This is a genomic window from Phascolarctobacterium succinatutens CAG:287, assembly GCF_000434895.1.
Classification (GTDB): domain Bacteria; phylum Bacillota; class Negativicutes; order Acidaminococcales; family Acidaminococcaceae; genus Phascolarctobacterium_A; species Phascolarctobacterium_A succinatutens_A.
Genome location: NZ_FR892808.1, coordinates 1 through 812 on the forward strand (window position 1 = coordinate 1; position 812 = coordinate 812).

1 protein-coding gene is annotated in these 812 nt (G+C 45.9%); it reads right to left on the reverse strand.

Annotation, left to right across the window (positions count from 1 at the left end; genetic code table 11):
* Positions 1 to 785, reverse strand: a 785-nt coding sequence (gmd, locus tag BN587_RS08165) for a GDP-mannose 4,6-dehydratase (RefSeq protein WP_044484620.1), incomplete at its 3' end; no start/stop codon positions are given.
* Between the last annotated feature and the right edge of the window lie 27 nt (positions 786 to 812).

An 812-nucleotide genomic window follows, 5' to 3' on the forward strand; every position in this document is an offset into this window, starting at 1 on the left:
AAGGCCTTTTCTGTAAAATCACGGACTGTATGCTGTTCGCCAGTCGCGATAACAAAATCCTCAGGCGTATCATGCTGCAAAATCATCCACATGCACTCTACATAATCCTTTGCATAACCCCAGTCGCGCAGGGAGTCCATGTTGCCAAGCTCAAGATAATCCTGCAGGCCACAGGCAATGCGTCCTACTGCCAGCGTAATTTTGCGTGTTACAAAGTTTTCTCCACGGCGTTCGGATTCATGGTTAAAAAGAATGCCGTTGACAGCAAACATGCCATAAGCTTCGCGATATTCCTTTGTAATCCAAAAGCCATATTGCTTGGCAACAGCATAGGGACTGTACGGATGGAACGGAGTGGTTTCGCTCTGCGGTACTTCTTCAACCTTGCCATAAAGCTCGCTAGTGGATGCCTGATAGATACGGCAAGTCTTCGTCATACCCAAAATGCGCACTGCTTCTAAAATACGCAGTACGCCAAGTGCATCAACATCTCCGGAGTATTCCGGCACGTCAAAGGAAACCTGTACATGGCTTTGCGCTGCAAGGTTATAAATCTCATCAGGCTTCACTATGCTGATAATGCGGATCAGCGAAGAAGAATCGCTCAAATCGCCATCATGTAAGGTAATAGCGTTTTTTGCCAGCAGATGATCAATGCGGGCAGTGTTGCTGATAGACGCACGGCGAGTAATGCCGTGTACCTCATATCCTTTTTCTAATAAAAATTCGGCTAAGTAAGAGCCGTCCTGACCGGTGATACCGGTGATAAGTGCTGTTTTAGACATTGTAAAACCTACTTTCATTAGTTTTTA